Below are 19,949 nucleotides of genomic sequence, written 5' to 3'. Positions count from 1 at the left end.
GACTATGCCCACTTCCCAAATCCACCCGGCAGCGGGCAACCGCGCCGGGTATCAGATACGTGCCCCCAATGCCCCAAGAATCAGCTGTAATCCAACGTGCGGAACCGTCTCGGCGCTTCAGCGTTGCACCGATGATGGATTGGACAGACCGCCACTGCCGGTTCTTCCTGCGCCTGCTCTCCAAGCAAACCCTGCTCTACACCGAAATGGTCACCACCGGTGCCCTGCTGCACAACGATGCCCACCGTTTCCTGCGCCACGATGCCTCCGAGCACCCGCTGGCCCTGCAGCTGGGCGGCAGCACGCCGGCCGACTTGGCCGCCTGTGCGCGCCTGGCCGAGGAGGCTGGCTACGACGAGGTCAACCTCAACGTCGGCTGCCCGAGTGACCGGGTGCAGAACAACATGATCGGTGCCTGCCTGATGGCCCACCCGGCGCTGGTGGCCGACTGCGTGAAGGCGATGCGCGATGCGGTGTCGACCCCGGTGACGGTCAAGCACCGCATTGGCATCAACGGCCGTGACAGCTATGCCGAGCTGTGCGACTTCGTCGGCCAGGTGCGCGAGGCGGGTTGCCGCAGTTTCACCGTGCATGCGCGCATCGCGATTCTGGAAGGGCTGTCGCCGAAGGAAAACCGCGAGATTCCACCATTGCGCTATGACGTGGCGGCGCAGTTGAAGGCGGACTTCCCGGACCTGGAGATCGTGCTCAACGGCGGGATCAAGACCCTGGACGAATGCCAGACGCACCTGCAGAACTTCGATGGTGTGATGCTGGGGCGTGAGGCGTATCACAACCCTTACCTGCTGGCTGAAGTGGACCAGCAACTGTTCGGCAGCGAGGCGCCGGTGGTCAGCCGTAGCGAGGCGTTGGCGCAGCTGCGGCCTTATATCGTGGCGCATATGGAAAGTGGTGGCGCGATGCACCACGTTACCCGGCATATTCTGGGGCTGGCTCAGGGGTTCAAGGGCGCGCGGCGGTTCCGCCAGTTGCTGTCGGCGGATATTCACAAGGCGGCGGAGCCGTTGGCGGTGTTTGATCAGGCGGTGGAGTTGTTGCAGGGGCGTTGATTAAGCCGGCAAACCAGTGCACACGGGATCCTGCCGTGCTTCAGGCCTGTGTAGATCCTGTGGGAGCGGGTTTACCCGCGAAGAGGACTATGCGGTGTATGGCACCGGCTTCGCCGGTGTTCGCGGGTGAACCCGCTCCCACAGGGATCGCGCGCCTCTCTGGATTTTGTGTAGAGCCATTGCACCCGCCGCAATGAGTGCCAGCAGGTGCGGAACCTCGGGGCGGCCAGGGACTCGAATCTTCATCTTCGTACAGCCCTTCGCGGACAAACCCGCCCCTACAGCCCCTTGAGCGGCCGTCGGGGCTCGGGTAATGTCGAGTCATTGCACAGGACAGAGCACGCCCATGACCTCCAAGCTGGAACAACTCAAGCAGTTCACCACCGTGGTCGCCGACACCGGGGACCTGGACGCCATCACCCGCCTGAAACCGGTCGATGCCACCACCAACCCGTCGCTGCTGCTCAAGGCTGCCGCCATCCCTGGCTATGCCGACCTGCTCAAACAGGTGAAGGCCGATACCAAGGGCAATGTCGACCTGGCTTGCGACCAGTTTGCAGTGGCCGTGGGCTCGGGCATTCTCAAGGTCATCCCGGGGCGTATCTCCACCGAAGTGGATGCCCGCCTGTCGTTCGATGAACCGGCCCTGCTGGCCAAGGCACGCAAGCTGATCGAGCTGTACGAGGCTGCAGGTGTTGGCCGCGACCGCGTGCTGATCAAGCTTGCCTCCACCTGGGAAGGCATCCGCGCCGCCGAGAAGCTGGAGAAGGAAGGTATCCAGACCAACCTCACTCTGCTGTTCTCCTTCGCTCAGGCCCAGGCCTGCGCCGATGCCGGGGTGTTCCTGATTTCGCCGTTCGTGGGGCGCATCTACGACTGGTACAAGAAGAGCACCGGCCAGGAATACGTGGGTGCCGAGGACCCGGGCGTGCAATCGGTCACGCGCATCTACAACTACTACAAGGCCAATGGCTACAACACGGTGGTCATGGGCGCCAGCTTCCGCAACATCGGCCAGATCGAACAACTGGCCGGCTGCGACCGCCTGACCATCAGCCCGGAGCTGCTGCAGCAGCTGAGCGATGACCAGGGCGAACTGCCGCGGGTGCTGAAGCCGGGCAATGCCGGCGAGGCCAAGCAGCAACTGAGCGAAAGCCAGTTCCGCTGGGCGATGAACGAAGATGCCATGGGCACCGAGAAGCTGGCCGAAGGCATTCGCCAGTTTGCGCGGGACCAGGAGAAGCTGGAGAAGTTGATGGCTGAAAAGGCCTGATACATTTCGGGTTTGCCTGACGGGCGGAAAGTGTTCAGCATTTTCCGCCCGTTTTGTTTTACATGGCCTTAGTTGTGTATTGAATTCAAGGGCCTCTTCGCGGGCACGCCCGCTCCCACAGGGGATCTCCACAGTGTTCGAAAGCGGCGCTATACCTGTGGGAGCGGGCGTGCCCGCGAAGAGGCCCGCATAACCACCCGAGCTGTCGATGACCTCCTCTACCCCGCTGCCCCTCGTACTCGCCGGCCCGGTCCTGCGCCGCCTGGAACCCCAGCGCCTGGCCATCTGGCTAGTCACCACCCAACCGCTGCAACCCGAATTCATCTGCCCGGCAAGCGAGGCACAGGTCGATTGCCAAGTGATTCCAGTGGGCCAGCACGCCTTCATCCACCTGCTGGACATCCACTTCAGCCGCCCGCTGCCGCGTAACCAGTTGCTCGACTACGACCTGCTCATCAACGGCCAGGGCATCGCCGGCTGGGCGCCGCACCTGCTCTACCCCGGCACGCAACGCCCAAGCCTGGTGCTGCGCGAGCGCCTCGACCATTTGCTGCACGGCTCCTGCCGCAAGCCGCATCACCCGGCTGCCGATGGCCTGCTGTGCGCCGACCGCCTGTTACAGGCCTGCAAAAAACCCGAAGATCGCCCGGCTGTGCTGTTGATGACCGGCGACCAGGTGTACGTCGACGACGTCGCCGGCCCCATGCTGCGTGCCATCCACACCCTGATCATGCGCCTGGGCCTGTTCGACGAACAGTTGGATGGCGCAGTGGTGCCCGACAGCCAGGCGTTGTACCAGCACCCCGCCAGCTACTACCACCGCGCCGACCTACTGCCGGCACAGGAACATAACGAAACCCTGCGCGAACGCTTTTTCGGTGGCAAGCGCAAGCCGATCTTCTCCTCCAGCAACGCCGACAACCACCTGGTGACCTTCGCCGAGGTCATGGCCATGTACCTGCTGGTGTGGTCACCGGTGCCTTGGCAACTGGTGAATCTGGACATGCCCAAAGGGCTCAGCGACCAGCGCCAGGCCCGTTACCGGCAAGAGCTGCCGCTGATCCAGGCGTTTGCCGGCAGCCTTGGCCAGGTTGCAAGGGTGATGGCCCACCTGCCCTGCCTGATGATCTTCGACGACCACGACATCACTGACGACTGGAACCTGTCGGCGCAGTGGGAAGAAACCGCCTACGGTCACCCGTTCTCGCGGCGGATCATCGGTAATGCCCTGCTCGGCTACCTGCTGTGCCAGGCCTGGGGCAACGACCCGGACGCTTGCAAGCCACTGATCGGGCAATGCCAGGCGCTGAACAGCCAGACCCAGGATCAGCTGATCAATGAGCTGCTGCGCTTCCAGGGCTGGCAGTACAGCCTGCCCACAGACCCGCCCTTGCTGGTGCTCGACACCCGCACGCGCCGCTGGCGCAGCGAAAGCAGCCTGGCCAAGCCATCCGGCCTGCTCGATTGGGAGGCGTTGAGCGAGCTGCAGCAGGCGCTGCTCGACCACCCATCGGCGATCATCGTGTCACCCGCGCCGATTTTTGGCGTGAAGCTGATCGAGACGGTGCAGAAGGTGTTCAGCTGGTTGGGCTATCCGCTGCTGGTGGATGCCGAGAACTGGATGGCCCACCGCGGCGCCGCGCAGGTCATCCTCAACATTTTCCGTCACTCGCGCACGCCGGGGCACTACGTGGTGCTGTCCGGGGATGTGCACTACTCGTTCGTCTATGAAGTGCTGATCCGCCATCGCCAGCGCAGCCCGCACTTGTGGCAGGTGACCAGCAGCGGAATCAAGAACGAGTTCCCCCGGCGTTTGCTGGATGTGCTCGACCGACTCAACCGCTGGCTGTATGCACCGCGTTCGCCGCTGAACTGGTTTACCAAGCGACGGGAAATGGAGGTGGTGCCGCGCACGCCCAGCCATAGCAAGGCGGGGGAGCGGTTGTGGAATGGTGCGGGGTTGGGGCAGGTGTTCTTTGATGAACAGGGGCGACCGGCGCGGGTGTTTCAGCTGGATGCGGGTGGGGGTGAGGCTACCGAGTTTGTTGGCCGGGCATAGTCAACCCAGAGGTTATCTACTGCCTGGGCCGGCCTCTTCGCGGGTGAACCCGCTCCTACATGGGCTGTAGGAGCGGGTTCACCCGCGAAAGGGCCGGCACAGGCTAATCGTCAGGTCCGCTCCAGCGCATTGACCAGGTCATGGAAGGCTTCGCGGTTGGAGTCATTCAGGCCCATGAGGATCTTGTGCGCCTCCAGTACCTTGGAACGCACCACGTCTTCGTTCTGGTCCTGCGACGGCAGGTCAGTCAGGCATTCCGGGCACGGTATCGGGCGATCGACGATGTTGAACACCTGATCGAAGCCCATCGACTGCAACAACCGGGAAATGTCCGGATTGGTGGTGACCACAGTCGGCAACAGGCCCACCTTCTGCCGCGACAGGATCGACAGCTTGGCCAGCAGGCCAAGTGTGGTGCTGTCGATACTCTCGGTTTCCGTCAGGTCGATGACAATCGCCGAGAAGTTCAACGCAGTGAAAATCTTCTCGATCGTCGCATCCAGCGCCGAACACAGGGTCAGGCGCACTTCACCGACGAATTTCAGTACAAAGGTACCGCTCTGCTCGGCGAACTGGATTCTACCGGTACTCATTGAAGGTTCCTGCTCAACACCAATAGGGCGATATCATCCGGCATCTCCCCAAGCGTAGCCAATCCAAATCGTTGACGCAGCCCATCCAGGCTGCCACCTGCTGCCCTGACGATCTCCGGCAAGGCGGTTTCTTTATCTTTGAGCGTATCACCCGGCAAAAGGTCCAGAATGCCATCGGACATCAAGCTAAGGCTGAACTGCGGCGGCAGCTCTACCACCAGGTCCTGGTAAGTGGCCTCGTCGAACAGCCCCACCGGCAGGCCGCGGCCTTCCAGGTAACGGGTATGCTCGGGGGTATGCAGCACCGGCAGCGGCAAATGGCCGCCGACGGCGTAGGTCAGCAGGCCAGACTCTTCGTCGATCACCCCGCCGACCATGGTTACGTGCTTGCCCAGTTTACTATTGATCAGGCCACGGTTGATGTGGCTGAGCACTTCCGACGGTTTGAACTCGCGCATCTTGCTGCGCTTGAGCTCGAACATGAGCCGCGTGGTCATGAACTTCAATAGCACAGTGACAAAGGCCGACGACGCGCCATGCCCGGAAACATCGGCGAGGTAGAAGGCAATGCGCCGCTCGTCAACGCGGAAGTAATCGACAAAATCACCCGACAGGTACAGCGACGGGATGATCTGGTGCTCGAAGGCGAACTCGCCGGCTGCCCAAGGGCTTTCTGGCAGCATGTTCATCTGCACCTGGCGACCGGCGGTCTGGTCCTCCTGCAACAAGTGCAGGCTGGCTTCCAGTTCGCGGTTGGCGGCTTCGAGCTTTTCGCGGTAACGCTGGTTTTCCAGCACCAGGCGCGAGCGGTCGAGGGCGCGGCGCACCGAATGCTCGAGCACGGCCAAGTCTTCCAGCGGCTTGATCAGGTAGTCAGCGGCACCCAGGCGCAACGCTTCTACCGCATCACTCATGACGCCGGCACCGGACACCACGATCACCGGCAACTGCGGCGCGCGCTCGCTGACCTGGCGGATCAGTTCGAGGCCGCCCATCTGCGGCATGCGCAGATCGCAGATCACGAGGTCGGGCTGGTGTTCTTCGAAGACCTGAAGCCCCTGCTGGCCGTTACCGGCCTGGAGGACGCTGAAGCCACTGTCTTCAAGATAGGCGGCGAGGCTCGCACGGACCACGTCGTCGTCATCGATGATCAGCAGCGTTGCACTGGTTTTCTGCATGTGGGCGAACGGCGCCGATTGGGTTGGTGCAGCGGTGTCGGCAAGGCAGACGGCCAGCTACGGGAATTCTTTATGGTCACACTCTACTTGAGTTGTAGGACAAGAACACCTGTCCGGCAACTGTGAGAGCTACCTTGTAAGGCGCAGACGGTACTCCCATCCAGCAGGCGTTTCAAGCATGCAAGGGTCGACCTCGCCGCACTTTACAGGGCAAATCACCGGGAGTTATAAGAAAGTCGACCAGCGCAACCCGATGGGAAGGATGCAGCATGCCCCACACGCCCTCCAGCCACAGCGAGAAACGTGATTTCATCCGCATGCGCATCGACTCCGAGGCCAGCCTGTTGCACGCAGGCCAGGTGATCGCGGCGGTGTGCCTGGACCTGTCCAGTGGCGGCATGCAGGTGCGGGCACCGCAACACTTCCGGGTGGGGGATCATATTGAAGTGCGGATCGATTCCGAGCATCCGGCGCTAAAGGGGCTGCATGCCAGCACCGAGGTGGTGTGGATCGCCGACCAGCCAGGTGGGCAGCAGAAGTTCGGGTTGCGGATTCTGGCCATGCATTGAATTTGGGGCCGCTTTGCGGCCCCAAATTCACAGATCAGAAGTCGTCTTCGACTTCGCCATCCTTGACCTTGAACTCGCGGTTCTGCAGGTAAGCGTTGCGAATGAAGATGTACTTGTCACCCTGAATCAGCTTCTCGGCCGACAGCAGGCTGGCGCGGGTGTCGATCACGTCCAGGGCGAAGATCGAGTTGCGCGTCGGTACATGGTCGATGTAGCGGTAGGGTTCGGTGTAGCTGTCCGGGTACTTGGCCACGCCGTCACGCACAGTGCTTGGGCCCAGCAACGGGATGACCACGTACGGGCCGCTCGGCACACCCCAGTAGCCCAAGGTCTGGCCAAAGTCCTCGTCGTTGCGCTCCAAGCCCATCTTGGTGCCCACATCGAAGAAGCCGCCCAGGCCGAAGGTGGTGTTGAAGATCAGCCGCGCCGTGTCCACGCCCGCCGCATGTGGCTTGAGTTGCAGAATGTTGTTGGCCAGGTTGGTGACGTCACCCAGGTTGCGGAAGATGTTGTGGACACCATCTTCAAGAAACTGCGGGGTAACAGCCTGGTAACCCTTGGCCAATGGCTTGAGGGCATAGGTGTCGATCGTATCGTTGAAACGGAAGATCGGGCGGTTGACCGCTTCCCAGGGATCTTCCTCGGTGGCTGCCTGGGTGGCTGCCACGGGCGCCAGCAGCATGCTGGCGCAGACACAGGCCTGGGTGACTCGTTCGATCACACTGGCACCGATCCTACGCATAGATGTCTCTCCATCGAATTTCTCGGCCGCAAGCGCAACGGGTCGCGCTGCCGTTAAGGCGGCAGTATAGAGGCTTGCGGGCTGATAAACAGCTTTACACATTTTTGCTCAATAATTTGTGAACAACTGTTGCGCGGGGCCGCTGTCACAGGGCGGTAACAATCACCGCATAGCCTGCGGACTATTTGGGGGAAGTTGCCATGGATGCTGCACCCGCCTTCACCGCTGTGCTGTTCGGCTTGCGCGGCTGCCTGGTGCAGGCTGCCAACGGCGCCCCCTCGCCCGCACCCGGCGCCCTGGCCAGCCTCGCCAGCCTGCGCCAGCGCCAGGTGCCTTGCATTTGGCTGGATGACCTCAACGTCAGCCAAAGCAAGCGCCTGGCCCACGTGCTGCCCGACTGGTTGCCCGGGCATTCGGTAAATGGCGTGCGCTGGCCGGCACCGAATGCCTGCTGGCAAGCCCTGATGACGCTGGCCAGCGAACGCCTGGACGGCTGCGTGCTGGTCAGTGGCGACCCGCGCTTGCTGCAATCCGGCCTGAACGCGGGCTTGTGGACGGTGGGCCTGGCCGCCTGCAGCCCGTTCTGCGACCACAGTTCGCGGCAATGGCAAGCCATGAGCCCGCAGGAACAGGACCTGGCCCGCGGCAAGGCAACGCTGGAACTGTTCCGGCTGGGCGTGCACTCGGTGATCGACCACCTGGAAGCGCTGGACACCTGCCTGCAAGACATCGCCCAGCGCCGGCGCAAGGGTGAAAAACCCTGATACAGCACCATTGACACGGATCATGCAAAGCAGCGGCAGGTGGATTACGCTGAAGACAGGCCAGAACCTTTGCCGCTTCGCTGAGGTCCATGGCTTGCCAAGCCATTGATGGAGAACTGCCAATGCCTGCCCGCGAATTGCAAGAGCGCCTGAACAGCTTGCGCGAGCAACTGGACCGCAACGTACCGCTTTCGGAAGAAGAGCTGGCCGCGCTGCACGAAGAAGCACGCCAGATCGAGGCGCAGCTGAAACTTGAGGAAGCCACGCCGGACCACAACCTGGTGGACGGCGTCAACCTGGCAATCGAACGCTTCGAGGCCGACCACCCCGACCTCACCGCCACCCTGCGCAGCATTGCCAACTCGCTGCACAGCATGGGCATCTGAAAAAGCTGGGCGTGCGTTGCACCCCATTCGCAGCACAAGGCTGCTCCTACAGAGTTTTGCACTTCCCTGTAGGAGCAGCCTTGTGCTGCGAATGGGCCGCAAAGCGGCCCAATTCTTACTGGCGAACCAGACGCTTGTTATCCGGGCTGATCGCCGCCGTGCTGCGGTACGGGTTGATATCCAGCCCACCCCGGCGCACATAGCGCGCATACACCGTCAGGTGCTCTGGCTGCAGCAGGTTCTTCAAGTCCAGGTAAATGCGCTCCACGCATTGCTCATGGAAGTCGGCATGCTGGCGGAAGCTGATCAGGTAGGTCAGCAGGCTGGCGTGGTCCAGCGCCCTGCCCTTGTACTCGACCACCACACTGCCCCAGTCCGGCTGGCCGGTAACCGGGCAGTTGGACTTCAGCAGGTGGCTGTGCAAGGTTTCTTCCACCACCTGTTCCGGGTTGCAACGCAGCAGTTCAGGCTGTGGCTGCTCGTAGTTGCTGATGGCAACGTCCAGCGCATCGATGCACTGCCCCGGCAAGGCCACCACGCCCTGGGCCTCGACCTCGGCCAAGGTACGCACCTTCACCCCCACCGGCTTGCCGGCCGCGGCGGACAGGTCTTTCTCCAGGCACGCCTGCAGCTCACCCAGCGAGGCGAACACCGTCTGGTTCAGCGAGTTGAGGTACAGTTTGAACGACTTGGACTCGATGATGTTCGGCGAATCGGCCGGGATGGCGAACTCGCCGATCGCCACCACCGGCTTGCCCGAAGGCAGCAGCCAGCTCAGTTCGAAGCAGTTCCAGTAATCCACACCCTGCCAGGGCAAGGTCTGGGCAGTGACGCCCAGCTCGGCCCATTTGGCGGTACGCGGGATCGGGAACAGCTGCTCCGGGGAGTAGGTGGCGATGTATTCGCTGGATTTGCCCAGCGGGGAGTGTTCGGCAGCGGGATGCATGGAAACTGACCTGAAGGTTCGAAATTGCCCCTAGTCTACCGGTTTTGCACCCCGCCTTGCAGGGCAAGTCACTCGATGGTCAAGGCCCCGACCATACCGGCCTGGTAATGCCCCGGCACGTTGCAGGCAAACTCGATGGGCGCCGACTTGCGGAAGGTCCAGGTCAGCTCGGCACGCTGGCCAGGCATCACCAGCACGGTGTTGCCGCCACCGTGGCCATGGCCGCCGCCGTGGTCCATCTGCTGCCCGTGGCTCATCATCTGGCTGTGGTCCATGCCTTCATGGTTCATGGCTTCGGTGAACATCTTGCCCTGCATTGCGACCATTTCTTTCTGGTGTTCGGCATGCATGGCCTTGTCGCCCAGGTTGAACTCGTGGGGCAGCTTGCCCTCGTTGATCAGTACGAAGCGCACTGTCTCCCCGGCCTTCACGTTAAGGCTCTTGGGCTCGAAGGCAATGTCCTTGAGCACCACATTGACCGTGCGGGTGGCCTTGGCCGCCGGGGCCGGCTCGCCAAAGGCGAAGGCTTGCGCTTCGCCAGCAAAAGTTGGCAGGCTGGCCAGGGCAAGAGTGGCGGCGATGAACAGGCGTTTCATGATGACTCCGGGAATACACAACGAGATGAGACCACCTTAGTCAGGGGTGACTGGCAGCTTCCTGACAGGGAGATTACAACTTTGTCAGCTTGGCCGAGCCGGCACTTCGTCACGTATCATTTCAGCATCACTCGGTCCCAGTGGGAGCGGGTTCACCCGCGAACACCGGCGAAGCCGGTGCCATCTACCGTGTTGGATTCTTCGCGGGTAAACCCGCTCCCACAGGGGCTTTGCATCGCCTGCTGGAGTCAAGCCACCTGATGAAACTGCTGATCGTCGAAGACCAGGCCCGTACTGGCCAGTACCTGAGCCAAGGCCTGAGCGAGGCCGGCTTTGCCACGGAACTGGCCACTGATGGCGAAACCGGCCAGTTCCTGGCCCTGACCGGCGACCACGACCTGCTGATCCTCGACGTGATGCTGCCCGGCCGCGATGGCTGGCAGATCCTGCAGGCCGTACGCCAGGCCGGCCTGGACACGCCAGTGCTGTTCCTGACCGCCCGCGACGCCGTCGAGGACCGCGTGCATGGCCTGGAGCTGGGTGCCGACGACTATCTGGTCAAGCCATTCGCCTTTTCCGAACTGCTGGCCCGGGTGCGCAGCCTGTTGCGCCGTGGCGCCAGCCCTAGCCAAGACACCACCCTGGGCCTTGCCGACCTGCGCCTGGACCTGATCCGCCGCCGCGCCGAGCGTGCCGGCCAGCGCATTGACCTCACCGCCAAAGAGTTCGCCCTGCTCGAACTGCTGCTGCGACGCCAGGGCGAGGTGCTACCGAAATCGCTGATCGCCTCGCAGGTGTGGGACATGAATTTCGACAGCGACACCAACGTGATCGAGGTGGCCATCCGCCGCCTGCGCCTGAAGATCGACGACCCGCACCTCAACAAGCTGATCCACACCGTGCGCGGCATGGGCTACGTACTCGAAGAGCGCGCCGAGTGATGCGCCGGGTTTCCCTCGGCAGCCGCCTGGCCCTGCTGTTCGCCGCCTGTACCGCCGCCGTTTCGCTGGGTGCCGGCCTGCTGTTCAGCCGCGCCAGCGAGCAGCACTTCGTCGAACTGGACCAGCAATTGCTGGACTCGCGCCTGTCGCTGTTCCGCACGCAATTGGCCGGCATCAACACCCCGGACGACCTGCAGGCACGGCTGCCCGCCTTGCGCGATGAGTTGAGCCACCAGGCCGACCTGGCCCTGCGCATCAGCGGTAGCGACGGCGCCACCTGGTTCGCAAGCCGCAGCGGGCTGCCGCAGGCACCGCTGCCCGCCGGGCTGGCCACCCTGCATGCGCAAGGCACCGACTACCGCAGCCTGGCCGTGCACCTGGCGCAGGGCACGCAGCCGTCGCCGCAGCTGACCCTGTACCTCGACATTACCCACCACCAGCATTTCCTGCAGGGCATGCAACGGCTGATCTGGCTGACTGTCGGCCTGTCGGCGCTGGCCACCGCGCTGCTCGGTGCCTGGGCTGCACGCAGCGGCCTGCGCCCGCTGCGGCAGATGGGGCAAGTGGCCGCCAGCGTCTCGGCGCGCTCGCTCACCACCCGCCTACCGGTGGCGCAGATGCCCGAAGAACTGGCCGAGCTGGCCAGCAGCATGAACGCCATGCTGCAGCGCCTGGACGATGCCTTCCAGCGCCTGTCGGCGTTTTCCGCCGACATCGCCCACGAGCTACGCACGCCGCTGTCCAACCTGCTGACCCACACCCAGGTCACCCTCACCCGCCCGCGCAGCCTTGAGGAATACCGCGAGGCCCTGCATGGCAACCTGGAGGAACTGCAATGGATGGCGCAGATGATCAACGACATGCTGTTCCTGGCCAAGGCCGACCACGGCCTGCTGGTACCGGGGCAGGCACCGCTGGCGCTGCATGAAGAGGTGGATGCGCTGCTGGAGTATTACACGCCGCTGGCGGAAGACAGCGACGTGCAGATGCTGCGCGAGGGCGAAGCCGTGCTGCAGGGTGACCGGCATATGCTGCGGCGGGCGCTGTCCAACCTGCTGGATAACGCCTTGCGCTTTACTCCGGCGGGTGGGCAGATACGAGTGACGCTGGAGCCAGGGCCGAGGGTTAGCGTGGCCAATACCGGGGCGCCCATCGAGCCGGCTGCTTTACCGCGGTTGTTTGACCGTTTTTACCGGATGGACCCGGCGCGGCGTGAAGGCAGTAGCGAGCATGCGGGGTTGGGGCTGGCGATCACCCGGTCGATCGTGCAGGCCCATGGAGGGCGCATTCGGGCGGAGTGTGAGGGTGGGTGGACGCGGTTCGTGATCGAATTCACTGAAGATCGGTGAAATTGGGGCTGCTTTGCAGCCCATCGCGACACAAGGCCGCTCCTACAGCGACCGCGTCAGTCTGGGAGCGCGCGGTCGATGTAGGAGCGGCCTTGTGTCGCGATAGGGGCGCAAAGCGCCCCCCAAAATCTCACAGGCAAAACTACACAGCCAGGCCAATCGCCGGCTGCACCTGCGATGCCCGATACGCCGGGTAAATGGTCGCCAAAAAGCTCATCACCAAACCCGCCGTGCAGATCATCACCACATCGCCCCACTGCAACTGCGACGGCAAGCTGCTGACGAAGTACACATCCGAGGTAAAGATGTGCTGCCCGCTCACCCGCTCCAGCCAGCCGACGATCTGGCTGACGTTGAACGCCGCAATCACCCCCAGCACGCCACCAATCAGCGTGCCGACAATACCGATCAGGCTGCCCTGGACCATGAACGTGCCCATGATCTGCGCCGGCGTGGCCCCCAGGGTACGCAGGATGGCAATGTCCGGCCCCTTGTCGTTCACCACCATCACCAGGGTGGCGATGATGTTGAACGCTGCCACCGCGATGATCATCATCAGCAGCAGGCCGATCATGGTCTTTTCCATCTTCATGGCGCTGAACAGGCTGCCCTGGGTGTGCGACCAGTCATCGGCGCGGTAGGCGTCGCCCAACCCGGCAGCAATGGCCTTGGAGACCTGCGGTGCGGCATACAGGTCATGCAGCTTCAGGCGCACGCCCTGTACCTGGCCTGGCGCCCAGCGCTGCATCTCGGCGGCATCGGCCACATGGATGTAGGCCTGCGAGCCATCCAGCTCGGCGCCAACCTTGAAGATGCCGACCACGGTCAGGCGCTGCATGCGCGGAGTGATGCCGCCCGGCTCCTTGCTGATTTCCGGCACGATCAGGGTCAGCTTGTCACCGGTGTTCAGGCGGAAGCGCCGTGCGGTCAGCTCGCCGATGACCACGCCGAACTCACCCGGCTGCAGGTCCTGCAGGCGGCCCTGCACGATGTGCTGGCCAACGATCGAGACCTTGCTCTCCTCGGCCGGGTCGATACCGCCCACCTGGATCGGCTGCATCGCCCCCTTGTACGACAGCATGCCCTCCATTTCGGTAATCGGCGCCGCCGCCATCACCGCAGGGTTCTGCATGGCTACGTCGGCCACCTTGTGCCAGTCGTCCAGCGGCTGCACGCCGAGGATGGCGGCATGCGGCACCAGGCCGAGAATGCGCGAGCTCATTTCGCGCTGGAAGCCGTTCATCACCGACAGCACCACGATCATCGCCAGCACGCCCAGCGACAGGCCGATCATCGAGGTCATCGAAATGAACGAGATGAAGTGGTTGCGGCGCTTGGCTCGGGTGTAGCGCGCGCCGATGAAGATGGGCAAGGGTCTGAACATGTACGAAATCACCCAATGAAAACAGGAAAACGGGGCAGCACCTGCCACCCCGTACAGTCGATCAGATCGCCACCAGGTGGCCGTCGTCGAGCTTCAATACACGGTCCATCTGGCGTGCCAGGTTAAGGTCGTGGGTAACTACCAGGAACGCCGTGCGCGAGGCGCTGGACAGCTCCCGCATCAGTTCCTGGATGCCTTGGGCGGTGTGGTGGTCGAGGTTGCCGGTAGGCTCGTCGAGCATCACCAGGCCAGGGCGGTTGACCAGTGCCCGGGCAATCGCGACACGCTGGCGCTCGCCACCGGACAGCTCGGCCGGCTTGTGGTTGAGGCGATGGCCCAGGCCCACGCGCTTGAGCAGCGCCTCGGCACGCTCACGGGCCTCGGGGATGGGCGTGCGGCCGATCAGCAGCGGCATGCACACGTTCTCGATGGCGGTGAACTCCGGCAGCAGGTGGTGGAACTGGTAGACAAAGCCCAGTTCGCGGTTGCGCAGCAGACCACGCGCACGCTCGCCCAGCGCCGACAGCTCTTCACCGGCCAGCCAGACGCTGCCCTGGGTTGGCCGGTCGAGGCCGCCCAGCAGGTTGAGCAAGGTACTCTTGCCCGAGCCAGAGCTACCGACAATGGCAATGCGCTCACCGGCGTGCAGCTCCAGGTTGAGCCCGGACAGCACCTGCACCGACTCCGGGCCCTCGTCGTAGGACTTGCCCAGGTTGCGGCAACTCAGAACGGCTTTATCACTCATGCGCGACTCACTCATAACGTAGCGCCTCTGCAGGCTGGGTGCGGGCCGCACGCCAGGCCGGGTACAGGGTGGCGAAGAAACTCAGGACCAGCGCCGCACCGCAGACCATGTACACGTCCTGGGCCTGGATCTGCGATGGCAGGTAATCGATGAAATAAACGTCGGCGTTGAGGAACTTGTGCCCGATCAGCTTCTCGATGCCGGCGATCGCTGCACTGACATTCAGCGCCGCAAGAATGCCGACCACCGCGCCGATCAGGGTACCGATCACCCCGATCACCGTGCCCTGGACCATGAAAATGAGCATGATCTGCCCGGGCGTGGCGCCCAGGGTGCGCAAGATGGCGATGTCGCCACGCTTGTCGTTGACCACCATCACCAGGGTGGAAATGATGTTGAACGCCGCCACCGCCACGATCAGCAGCAACAGCAGGCCGATCATGGCCTTTTCCATGCGGATCGCCTGGTACAGGTTGCCGTGGGTACGGGTCCAGTCGCGGCTGTAGTACTCCTGGTCACCCAGCTGCTGGGCGATGCTCCAGGCAACGCGCGGCGCCTGGAACAGGTCGTCGAACTTCAGGCGCAGGCCTTGTACCTGGTCGGGCTTCCAGCGGTGCAGGCGGGACAGGTCGCTGATGTTGGTCAGGCCCAGGTAACCGTCGATTTCGCCCGCGCCCACGTGGAAGGTGCCGACCACGGTGAAGCGCTTCATGCGCGGGAACATGCCGGCCGGGGTCACGCTGACCTCAGGGGCGACGAAGGTGAGCTTGTCGCCAATGGCCACACCCAGCTTGGCCGCGGCCTTGTCGCCGATCATGATGCCCCACTCGCCCGGCGCCAGCTGGTCCAGGCGGCCCTGCAGGACGAACTTGTCGATGATCGACACCTCGCGCTCGCGGGCCGGCTCAATGCCGTTGAGCAGCACCTTCTGCACCTTGCCATCATGGGTCAGCAGGCCCTGCATCTGGGTGAAGGGCGCAACCGCCACCACCTGCGGATTCTGCTTTACTTGTTGGGCAAGGGCAGGCCAGTTGGCAATGGGCTGGCCGCTCTCCAGCGTGGCATGTGGGACCATGCCCAACACGCGGGTGCGCATCTCGTGGTCGAAACCGTTCATCACCGACAGCACCACGATCATCACCACCACGCCCAGGGCGAGGCCGATCATCGAGGTCAGGGAAATGAACGAGACGAAGTGATTGCGACGTTTGGCACGGGTATAACGCGTGCCGATGAATGCGAAAAGAGGTCTGAACATGTCGGGGCTTGTTCGGATGAAAGGGAACGTCCTTGTGGCGAGGCGCCTACGGCGGCTTTACACTCGGACCACCGCCGCCACCTTGGGTTCGCCATGACGACATTAGACGAAGAAGATCGCCGCGAATACTACCGCATCGAAGATCGGATCGCACTTCAAATCAGCCCCTTGAGCGCGGCCGAAGCCCTTGACCCAGAAGTGTTGCAGGATGATTCGCCATTGTTCAGCCTGCTCAGCGAGCTGCACCTGGCCGACTTTGAATCCCAGCACTTGCTGCGCCAACTCAGCGACAAGGACCGCACGCTCGCCGCCTTTCTCAAGGTCCAGAACAAACGCCTTGACCTGCTCAGCGCCGTGGTCGCGCAGAGCCTCCTCGGCGAGATCGGCCAACCCCAGCCGGTGATCATCTCCGAGGGCAGCCTCGACTGCATCCAGCCCCAGCCAATCGCCCCCGGCACCCGGGTGAAGGTAAAACTGGTTCTGATGCCCCGCGCCCATGGCTTGCTGCTGCGTGGCAAAGTTACCCGCTGCGGCCCACGCCCGGACGGCACCCATGAAATAGTTACCGAATTCACCGACATGACCGACGCCCAACGGCAACTGCTGGCGCGCTATATCCTGCAGCGCCAGCAACAACAACGGCGCCAGCAGCTGGAACTGAACGACCCCGCCTCCTGAGCCAATATTTCTCTGATTTGAAGGAACGAACGTGACCCTGATCTACGGCCATCGCGGCGCCAAGGGCGAAGCACCCGAAAACACCCTGAAGAGCTTTCAGCAATGCCTGGCCCATGGCGTAACACGCTGCGAGCTGGACCTGCACCTGTCGGCCGACAACGAGCTGATGGTGATCCACGACTCTACTCTCAAACGCACCACTGGCCGACGCGGCAAAGTAGTCGAGCACCCGGCCGCCGACCTGATCAAGATCGATGCCCGCAAAGGCGGCCCGGGCCATGTACAGCCCTGCCCCATCCCGAAACTGGAAGAACTGTTCGAAAAATGCCCGTTCGAGCACTGGCAACTGGAAGTGAAAAGCGCCTCGCGCACGCGCGCCGCCACCACCGTGCTGGCGATCCGCGAGCTGGCCCAGCAGTATGGCCTGCTGGACAAGGTAACCATCACCTCCAGCTCACGCGAAGTGTTGGGTGCCGCCCAGGAACTGGTGCCGGACGTGAAACGCGGTCTGGTAGCCGAGTACGCCTGGCTCGACCCCTTGAAGGTGGCACAGAACTATGGCTGCGAGCTGCTGGCATTGAACTGGACACTGTGCACCCCCGAGCGCCTGCTGAAAGCACAGGGCCAGGGTTTGCACGTGTCAGTGTGGACAGTCAACGAACCGGCACTGATGCGCCGGCTAGCTGATTTTGGCGTGGACAGCCTGATTACAGACTTTCCCGGTTTGGCCAAGACCACCCTCGGGTAGGGTTGAAATCGGTCTCTCCGACCGGCTCAGGCCACCGGTCGGAGCCGCTCAAAAAAGCCGGTTCAGGCCGTCGTAGGCAGCTACCCGATAGGCTTCGGCCATGGTCGGGTAGTTGAACGTGGTGTTGACGAAGTACTTCAGGTTGTTGTGCTCACCCGGCTGGTTCATGATCGCCTGGCCGATGTGAACGATCTCCGAAGCCTGGTAGCCGAAGCAGTGCACGCCAAGGATTTCCAGGGTTTCGCGGTGGAACAGGATCTTCAGCATGCCCTGCGGCTCGCCGGCGATCTGTGCACGCGCCATGCCCTTGAAGAAGGCCTTGCCCACTTCATACGGCACCTTGGCCTGGGTCAGCTCCTGCTCGTTCTTGCCGATCGAGCTGATCTCCGGAATGGTGTAGATGCCGGTCGGCACGTCATTGACGAAGCGCCAGCTGCCATTGTCGACGATGCTGCCAGCAGCCGAGCGGCCCTGGTCATGGGCGGCACTGGCCAGGCTTGGCCAGCCGATCACGTCACCGGCGCCGTAGATGTTCGGCACAGTGGTGCGGTAAGCCTCGTCGACTTCGATCTGGCCACGGCTGTTAACCTTGATGCCGATGTTTTCCAGGCCCAGCTTGTCGGTGTTACCGGTACGGCCGTTGCACCACAGCAAGGCGTCGGCCTTGATCTTCTTGCCCGACTTCAGGTGCAGGATCACCCCGTTGTCCAGGCCTTCGACGCGCTCGTACTCTTCGTTGTGGCGCACGGTGATGTTGTTGTTGCTGAAGTGGTAGCTCAGCGCCTGGGAAATTTCCGAGTCGAGGAAGCTCAGCAGCTGGCCACGGTTGTCGACCAGCTCCACCAATACACCCAGGCCGCTGAAGATCGAGGCGTATTCACAACCGATCACGCCAGCACCGTACACGATCAGCTTGCGCGGGGTGTGGCTGAGGCTGAGGATGGTGTCGCTGTCGTAGACGCGCGGGTGGTGGAAGTCGATGTCGGCCGGGCGGTACGGGCGCGAACCGGTAGCGATGATAATGTGCTTGGCGTTGAGCTTTTCGACCACACCGTTCGGGCACACCACTTCGACGGTCTGCTCGTCGGCGAAGCTGCCGGTGCCGAAGAACACGTCAACCCGGTTACGAGCGTAGTAGCCGGTGCGCGAGGCCACCTGCTTGGCGATGACCTTCTCGGCGCTTTTCAGCACATCCGGGAACGAGAACCAGCGCGGCTCACCGATGGCACGGAACATCGTGTTGGTGTTGAACTGCATGATCTGCCGCACCGAGTGACGCAGTGCCTTGGACGGGATGGTACCCAGGTGCGTGCAGTTGCCACCGACCTGGCGACGGTCATCAACCATCGCTACCTTGCGCCCTGCTTTGGCGGCGTTCATTGCCGCGCCCTCACCGGCCGGGCCGGAACCCAGCACCACTACGTCGTAGTTGTAGACAGCCATGCGTACTCCTTCAGAACTGGCCCGCAAGCCACGGTCGCTCGCGGGGCGCGATCATGCCGCCGGGGCGTCATGAGAAAATTCGGGTGCAGTCTAATCAAGCGTGAACGCCGCGCACATTAACCCTTGGTCGCGTCGTAGGCCAATTTTGCCCGCACTACATATGGTTCACCCATTCCCTGGCGGCGATCATCCCTGCTTGTGCTTTCACTCGCCTTTCATTGCCCGTTCGAACGCGGGCGTAGCTCGGGAGACGAAGCCACCCTCGGCCCGAGTCACCAATACCGCGGCCAGGCCATGCGCCACGGCAAAATCCCAGCCACGTGCCGGGCCGAGGATCAGCAGCAGCGTCGAATAGCCATCGGCCTGCAGGGCCGAGGCGTCCAGCACGGTGACCGCAGCCAGGTCGTGCTGTACCGGGCGCCCGAGGCGGGCATCGAAGGTGTGCGAATAGCGCCGGCCATTCTCCTCGAAATAGTGCCGATAGTCACCCGAGGTTGATACTGAAAGGCCATTGACCGGGATGATCTGGCGGGCGATCTGGCGATCTTCGCGGGGCAGCTCCAGGGCGATACGCCAGGGGCTGCCATCGGGCTTGCGGCCAACGGCCTTGAGCTCGCCAGTGGCCTCGGCGACAAAACTGGCCACCCCCATGGCCTGCAGGCGTGCGGCGATCAGGTCGACGGCATGGCCGGCGGCGATGCTGTTGAAATCGAGCTGCACTGGGGCGTCCTTGCACAGGGCCTGGCCGTCGATGTGCAGGTGCTGGTAGCCGACGCGCTGACGCACCCCGGCCAAGGCCTGCGGATCGGGCACCTGCTCGTGGCGGGCCTGGGGGCCAAAGCCCCACAGGTCGAGCAATGGTTCGACGGTGAGGTCGAAGGCGCCGTCGCTCTGTTCGGCCAAGTGCTGGCCGAGACTGACCAGTTCAAGCATATCGGCCGGCAGGGCCAGGCACTGGTTGGCGGGCAACCGGTTGAAACGGCTCACGGTGGAGTCGCCGCGGTAGGTCGAGTAGTGCTGGTCGATGTCGTGCAGGATGGTTTCGATCGCTGCCTGCACTTGCGCTGGCGCCGGGCCGCCGGGCTCGCGCACGTACTGGATGCTGTAGCTGCTGCCCATGGTCGGGCCGCCCAGGCGCTCCAGGGTCGGGCCCTGGTTGCAGGCGGTGAGCAGCATGAGGATAAGCAGGAGAGCCGTGCGCAAGATTCGGGTACTCGATTGCCTGTG

Annotated in this window: 20 protein-coding genes; 10 read left to right on the top strand and 10 right to left on the bottom strand. The window is 63.2% G+C overall.

Annotated elements, in window-relative coordinates; all coding sequences use genetic code 11:
• Positions 1 to 68: 68 nt before the first annotated feature.
• The 3 genes from dusA to ACIP1G_RS22825 all read left to right on the top strand — a co-directional run bounded on the left by dusA (position 69) and on the right by ACIP1G_RS22825 (position 4,402).
• Positions 69 to 1,070, top strand: a complete 1,002-nt coding sequence (dusA, locus tag ACIP1G_RS22835) for a tRNA dihydrouridine(20/20a) synthase DusA (protein WP_400740991.1) — start codon at positions 69 to 71, stop codon at positions 1,068 to 1,070.
• 346 nt (positions 1,071 to 1,416) lie between these two features.
• Entirely contained in the window at positions 1,417 to 2,343 is a 927-nt protein-coding gene (tal, locus tag ACIP1G_RS22830; RefSeq protein ID WP_400740989.1) for a transaldolase, read from the top strand.
• A 208-nt stretch (positions 2,344 to 2,551) separates the two neighbouring features.
• A complete protein-coding gene (locus ACIP1G_RS22825; RefSeq protein ID WP_400740987.1) occupies positions 2,552 to 4,402 on the top strand; it encodes an alkaline phosphatase D family protein in 1,851 nt (616 codons plus the stop codon).
• Between the two features lie 110 nt (positions 4,403 to 4,512).
• Here ACIP1G_RS22825 and rssC read toward each other — a convergent pair whose 3' ends face one another.
• Positions 4,513 to 4,995, bottom strand: coding sequence for an anti-sigma factor antagonist RssC (gene rssC, locus ACIP1G_RS22820; protein ID WP_013971741.1), 483 nt, complete (start codon positions 4,993 to 4,995; stop codon positions 4,513 to 4,515).
• On the bottom strand, positions 4,992 to 6,173 hold the full coding sequence (gene rssB, locus ACIP1G_RS22815; RefSeq protein WP_400740986.1) for a two-component system response regulator RssB: 1,182 nt from the start codon (positions 6,171 to 6,173) through the stop codon (positions 4,992 to 4,994). Before rssB ends, rssC begins: the two co-directional genes overlap by 4 nt.
• Before the next feature lie 269 nt (positions 6,174 to 6,442).
• Between rssB and ACIP1G_RS22810 the strand changes: the two genes are divergently transcribed.
• A complete protein-coding gene (locus ACIP1G_RS22810) occupies positions 6,443 to 6,742 on the top strand; it encodes a PilZ domain-containing protein (RefSeq protein WP_400740985.1) in 300 nt (99 codons plus the stop codon).
• A 34-nt stretch (positions 6,743 to 6,776) separates the two neighbouring features.
• On the opposite strand, the gene ACIP1G_RS22805 is transcribed toward ACIP1G_RS22810, so the two are convergent.
• Positions 6,777 to 7,484 carry a VacJ family lipoprotein gene (locus ACIP1G_RS22805; protein WP_400740984.1) on the bottom strand — a complete coding sequence of 236 codons (708 nt, stop codon included), beginning with the start codon at positions 7,482 to 7,484 and terminating at the stop codon, positions 6,777 to 6,779.
• A 200-nt stretch (positions 7,485 to 7,684) separates the two neighbouring features.
• On the opposite strand from ACIP1G_RS22805, the gene ACIP1G_RS22800 reads away from it, so the two are divergent.
• Positions 7,685 to 8,248: a phosphonoacetaldehyde phosphonohydrolase-related protein gene (locus ACIP1G_RS22800; RefSeq protein ID WP_400740983.1), complete on the top strand. Its 564-nt coding sequence runs from the start codon at positions 7,685 to 7,687 to the stop codon at positions 8,246 to 8,248.
• Between the two features lie 122 nt (positions 8,249 to 8,370).
• Entirely contained in the window at positions 8,371 to 8,634 is a 264-nt protein-coding gene (locus ACIP1G_RS22795) for a DUF4404 family protein (protein WP_051098863.1), read from the top strand.
• 115 nt (positions 8,635 to 8,749) lie between these two features.
• Here the strand turns inward: ACIP1G_RS22795 and queF are convergent, their stop codons facing one another.
• Both queF and ACIP1G_RS22785 read right to left on the bottom strand, forming a co-directional pair.
• Positions 8,750 to 9,580 carry an NADPH-dependent 7-cyano-7-deazaguanine reductase QueF gene (gene queF, locus ACIP1G_RS22790; RefSeq protein WP_400740981.1) on the bottom strand — a complete coding sequence of 277 codons (831 nt, stop codon included), beginning with the start codon at positions 9,578 to 9,580 and terminating at the stop codon, positions 8,750 to 8,752.
• Between the two features lie 68 nt (positions 9,581 to 9,648).
• Entirely contained in the window at positions 9,649 to 10,176 is a 528-nt protein-coding gene (locus ACIP1G_RS22785) for a plastocyanin/azurin family copper-binding protein (protein ID WP_400740980.1), read from the bottom strand.
• A 260-nt stretch (positions 10,177 to 10,436) separates the two neighbouring features.
• Here ACIP1G_RS22785 and cinR point away from each other — a divergent pair, with 260 nt between their 5' ends.
• Together cinR and ACIP1G_RS22775 are read left to right on the top strand one after the other, a co-directional pair.
• On the top strand, positions 10,437 to 11,117 hold the full coding sequence (cinR, locus tag ACIP1G_RS22780) for a two-component system response regulator CinR (RefSeq protein ID WP_400740978.1): 681 nt from the start codon (positions 10,437 to 10,439) through the stop codon (positions 11,115 to 11,117).
• Entirely contained in the window at positions 11,114 to 12,466 is a 1,353-nt protein-coding gene (locus ACIP1G_RS22775; RefSeq protein WP_400740977.1) for a heavy metal sensor histidine kinase, read from the top strand. The genes cinR and ACIP1G_RS22775 overlap by 4 nt, the downstream gene beginning before the upstream one ends.
• 142 nt (positions 12,467 to 12,608) lie before the next feature.
• Here the strand turns inward: ACIP1G_RS22775 and ACIP1G_RS22770 are convergent, their stop codons facing one another.
• From ACIP1G_RS22770 to ACIP1G_RS22760, 3 genes are all read right to left on the bottom strand, one after another.
• The gene (locus ACIP1G_RS22770; RefSeq protein WP_400740975.1) at positions 12,609 to 13,850 is read right to left on the bottom strand and encodes a lipoprotein-releasing ABC transporter permease subunit; all 1,242 of its coding nucleotides are present in this window, start codon (positions 13,848 to 13,850) and stop codon (positions 12,609 to 12,611) included.
• Between the two features lie 61 nt (positions 13,851 to 13,911).
• On the bottom strand, positions 13,912 to 14,595 hold the full coding sequence (gene lolD, locus ACIP1G_RS22765) for a lipoprotein-releasing ABC transporter ATP-binding protein LolD (RefSeq protein ID WP_391132543.1): 684 nt from the start codon (positions 14,593 to 14,595) through the stop codon (positions 13,912 to 13,914).
• A gap of 7 nt (positions 14,596 to 14,602) precedes the next feature.
• Positions 14,603 to 15,853 carry a lipoprotein-releasing ABC transporter permease subunit gene (locus tag ACIP1G_RS22760; RefSeq protein WP_400740973.1) on the bottom strand — a complete coding sequence of 417 codons (1,251 nt, stop codon included), beginning with the start codon at positions 15,851 to 15,853 and terminating at the stop codon, positions 14,603 to 14,605.
• 93 nt (positions 15,854 to 15,946) lie between these two features.
• On the opposite strand from ACIP1G_RS22760, the gene ACIP1G_RS22755 reads away from it, so the two are divergent.
• A complete protein-coding gene (locus ACIP1G_RS22755; RefSeq protein ID WP_400740971.1) occupies positions 15,947 to 16,531 on the top strand; it encodes a PilZ domain-containing protein in 585 nt (194 codons plus the stop codon).
• A gap of 31 nt (positions 16,532 to 16,562) precedes the next feature.
• Positions 16,563 to 17,279, top strand: a complete 717-nt coding sequence (locus ACIP1G_RS22750; RefSeq protein WP_400740969.1) for a glycerophosphodiester phosphodiesterase — start codon at positions 16,563 to 16,565, stop codon at positions 17,277 to 17,279.
• 48 nt (positions 17,280 to 17,327) lie between these two features.
• Here the strand turns inward: ACIP1G_RS22750 and sthA are convergent, their stop codons facing one another.
• Together sthA and ACIP1G_RS22740 are read right to left on the bottom strand one after the other, a co-directional pair.
• Complete coding sequence (sthA, locus tag ACIP1G_RS22745; protein ID WP_346645628.1) at positions 17,328 to 18,722, bottom strand: Si-specific NAD(P)(+) transhydrogenase; 1,395 nt, start codon at positions 18,720 to 18,722, stop codon at positions 17,328 to 17,330.
• Between the two features lie 204 nt (positions 18,723 to 18,926).
• Positions 18,927 to 19,925, bottom strand: a complete 999-nt coding sequence (locus tag ACIP1G_RS22740) for an FAD:protein FMN transferase (protein ID WP_400740966.1) — start codon at positions 19,923 to 19,925, stop codon at positions 18,927 to 18,929.
• Between the last annotated feature and the right edge of the window lie 24 nt (positions 19,926 to 19,949).

This window comes from Pseudomonas sp. NPDC089392, assembly GCF_044749595.1.
Lineage (GTDB): Bacteria > Pseudomonadota > Gammaproteobacteria > Pseudomonadales > Pseudomonadaceae > Aquipseudomonas.
This window is presented reverse-complemented; position numbering and strand designations above follow the sequence as displayed.